This window comes from Microbacterium neimengense, assembly GCF_054782995.1.
In genome coordinates this window covers 1-3,351 of record NZ_BAAGRK010000020.1, presented here as the reverse complement: position 1 = coordinate 3,351, position 3,351 = coordinate 1, and the positions used below count along the sequence as shown (strand labels likewise).

General features: G+C 38.2%; 2 protein-coding genes and 3 tRNA genes. 2 read left to right on the top strand and 3 right to left on the bottom strand.

Going from position 1 to position 3,351, the window contains the following annotated elements; genetic code table 11:
- The 3 genes from ACYVJS_RS15995 to ACYVJS_RS15985 form a co-directional block, all read right to left on the bottom strand.
- Window positions 1-169: NADH-quinone oxidoreductase subunit H (locus ACYVJS_RS15995; protein ID WP_460740844.1), on the bottom strand; the 169-nt coding region annotated here is incomplete at its 3' end.
- Between the two features lie 463 nt (window positions 170-632).
- The gene (locus tag ACYVJS_RS15990) at window positions 633-1,226 is read right to left on the bottom strand and encodes an NADH-quinone oxidoreductase subunit J (RefSeq protein WP_460740843.1); all 594 of its coding nucleotides are present in this window, start codon (window positions 1,224-1,226) and stop codon (window positions 633-635) included.
- An 819-nt stretch (window positions 1,227-2,045) separates the two neighbouring features.
- Window positions 2,046-2,116: transfer RNA gene (locus ACYVJS_RS15985), tRNA-Asn, on the bottom strand.
- A 423-nt stretch (window positions 2,117-2,539) separates the two neighbouring features.
- Between ACYVJS_RS15985 and ACYVJS_RS15980 the strand changes: the two genes are divergently transcribed.
- Together ACYVJS_RS15980 and ACYVJS_RS15975 are read left to right on the top strand one after the other, a co-directional pair.
- Window positions 2,540-2,611 (top strand) — tRNA-Ala (locus ACYVJS_RS15980).
- Window positions 2,612-2,844: 233 nt separating this feature from the next.
- A tRNA-Pro gene (locus ACYVJS_RS15975) sits at window positions 2,845-2,918 on the top strand.
- The last annotated feature ends 433 nt before the right edge of the window (window positions 2,919-3,351 follow it).

Sequence of the window (3,351 nt, the reverse complement as noted above, 5' to 3'; positions counted from 1 at the left end):
ATTTTAATGCATCGGCAAATGGTTGTAATAAACCATAATATCCTACTCGGTTAGGACCTAACCGTCTTTGCATAGATCCCATAGCTTTTCGTTCTGCAATAGTCATGAAAGCTACAGATAGTAATAATGGTACAATAACAATAAGTACCTCAATAAATGATAATAACATGAGTAAATTATAATACATGAATAATCAATAAATTTTAATTGTAAAAATAGATCCCGGGTCGGCACCGCCGGACCTAATGATCCGGGGCGCCGGCCCCAGGTCTGCTAAGTTAAGGAATAATCATAGGCCCGGAAGGCAAAAGCCCTCCGTACCACTTAGGCCTCGCAAAATTTTGATCGGGCGCAGCTCGATGTGGCTTTTCACTGACCCGTTGTGTATAAAGCGCATTAAGGGTCTTAAAATTTATTGATTATTAATTCTATCGTCATCAAGCTATTAGAGCTTAGTGGATTATTTAGTTGGTTATTCACCACTTGGAAACGGCATGCCGCCCCCACCCCGAAGGGGGTTTATATTAAGTTTAGATTGAATATGTAAAATAGCCCCGGGGCGGCTCGCCGCCCCGGGTCAATCTAATCCGCGGAGTGGCTCCGGTGGCAAAGATTAAGTTTTGGAACAAATATTAACTAATTCGTTTAGTTGGTTTTAGACAAAGAACAATTGGTCCTACCATTGCTAAACATAGAATCATACTCGCAATAATTAAGAATAATGCATGAGATGTATATAATACTTGACCAACACTGTTGATTTGATCCATAGATACAAACACATTATCCCAATTTGAATGGTTAACTGTTAATGTTTCTAAATTATCAGATTTAAATGATAATAAATTAATAGAGTCAAAGATTGAAGGTAAATCAAATTTAGAAATATTTGAGTTAGCTAAACTTAAACCACTTACAAATAAAGTACCTAATACAAAAGCCAATGGGTATGGATTAGAATAATCTTCTGAAGAATCTTGTAATTCAACTAGTTTAATATTTAACATCATAATTACAAATAGGAATAAAATAGCAATTGCTCCTACATACACAATCAGGTATGTAAGACCAATAAAATTGATACCTAATAAAATTAAATAACAAGCTACATTAACAAAAGTAGAAATTAAAAATAAAACTGAAATTACAGGGTTTCGCGATGTAATAACTAAAATACCTGATAATACTGAACCAAAAGCCAACAGATCTAATAGAATTGCGTTCATGTAAATTAAAAAGTCCCTATTAAATTAGGGCTTATTAATAATTTTTAGTCCGGACATATATAAAAAGCCTGAAGTATACATTATTCAGGTAATACCTATTTAAAAGCATACCTCAGGCTAAGTATATGATATTACCACAAAAATTTGGCATTCTATACTATAAAATTTTCATTGGGGGCGACAAAGTCGCCCCCACTTGTGGAGCCGAGGCCAAATTATTAAATTCACTTTTAAGACCACCTGCCTTTGGCAGGGGTCTCGGCAAAGCCGAGTTTCCTGTATAAATAAGAATATTTTGTATAAATAATTAATTAAATATTTCAAAGCCCCTGGGGACGGGTTTACCCCGGACCTGGGGCCCGGGGCGAACCCGCCCCGGGGTGGCAAACCACTTTAAAGCTAATTACATTTAATTAATTTTATATATTATAAGACTGCGACCGCGTTCTGCGGTCGTTATCAACAGGGGCCTGTAGGGCCCCAGCTGACTGTTCAGAAATTGATTAAATCAAGTTTACTTGACTTAAAAGCTTACTTAGTCTATACCACATTTTATGGGAATTATATAGTGAAATAAAAATTATATAAGTCCCCGGAACCGGCATCGCCGGACCTAAGATCCAGGGCGCCAGCATAAAATTTTGGCGTACGGTGCCGCAAAATTTTAAAGCGGGGCTAATAATACAACCCGCAAAGCGGGTCTTTACTTTAGCTCCGCGTTTTAACGCGGGTCGTTTATCCCGGGCCGCCTTTGGGCGGCCCGGAACTTTAGGGGTTTAATTTACCCCTGTAAATATATTAAGTGTTAAAAATTTATATAGCCGTTAAGAGGAATCGAACCTCTATACATAAATTAACAGTTTACCGTTCTACCTTTGAACTATAACAGCATTAATTTTTCAGCCTTAAACCCGTAGGGCTTAAGGTAAAAATTCTGAGAGTGCTTCGTGTTCCGATTTTAAAAAAAGCATAACCCCTCGATAAAATTAATTATTACAAATAATGTTTACCTTTATGTTATTAATTAATTAAATCAGAGCAAAGTAATTTTACCCAAAAATTTTTACCCCAAGAAGTAAATTTATTTTTTGACCAAATATTTCGATCATTTGCTCAGAGATATATTTATTAGTCTGCCGGGTCCCGTTAAAAATTTTGCGACATGTTACGCCAAAATTTTACGGGCCCCTACTGACCACCCCACGCTACGCGCGGGGTAGTCTTGGAATTAACATTGTCAGTTCGGGACGTTTGCTCCGAGAAATATATATTATATAAGTAACAATAAACTTCGGGCTTTTTAAAAGTTCACAGGGGTTATCCCTTAAATGGTAGAGGGCTCGTTTTGCATACGAGTAGTCCGAGTTCGAGTCTCGGTAACTCCAATTTTTAACCAACAAATATTATACCCAGTTAAAAATATAAATTTTTCTAATAAAACTACCCCGAGGCTTTCGTTTTTAAAAGCCCCCGTTTAAAAAAACGGGGGCGTCGGGCGGCTTCGCCGCCCGCCGGCCCCCGGGGCCGGCACCGCCGGACCTGGGGGTCCGGGGCGCTAGCCCCGGGGTAAAAGCTTGTCCCCCAAATTAGGGGTTGTATAGACATTTTATTAAACAATCAGGTTGTAGCCTAATCTGGTAAGGCATTTACTTTGGGTGTAAAATAGTGTAAGTTCAAATCTTACCAACCTGATATTTTTATATCCCGGGGCGCAACGCCCCTGGGGCTAATATATTGAGAGTGAGGAAAGACTTCGTCTTTTCCTCACAACAACTGTTACGCGGTTATGTTTGGTATAAATTTTATATTTACTCGCCCCAGGTTTCGATCCTGGATTTGGGTATTAGAAGTACTCTGTTCTTCCTTTGAACTAGGCAAGCTATAAATAAATTATTACTTATCTTATAGCTTAGCTCTATAAGATTTATAATTATCAAAATAGTTGTTAGCAGAGTCACCAACGTCCTGGGCAAATACTATTAATATTAGCCCCAAGGCGTTGTGCCTCGGACCCCCAAATCCGGCGATACCAGATTTGGGGGCTTCTAAAATAAAAGAAAGATCGTACCACACTTAAGGCGTGGTTAGGTCAATAAAAAACTTATGGTTCTTATTATATTTCGAG

Excerpts from the sequence above, each read along its gene's own strand:
- ACYVJS_RS15990 (WP_460740843.1), bottom strand. The coding sequence starts at position 1,226 with ATGAACGCAATTCTATTAGATCTGTTGGCTTTTGGTTCAGTATTATCA.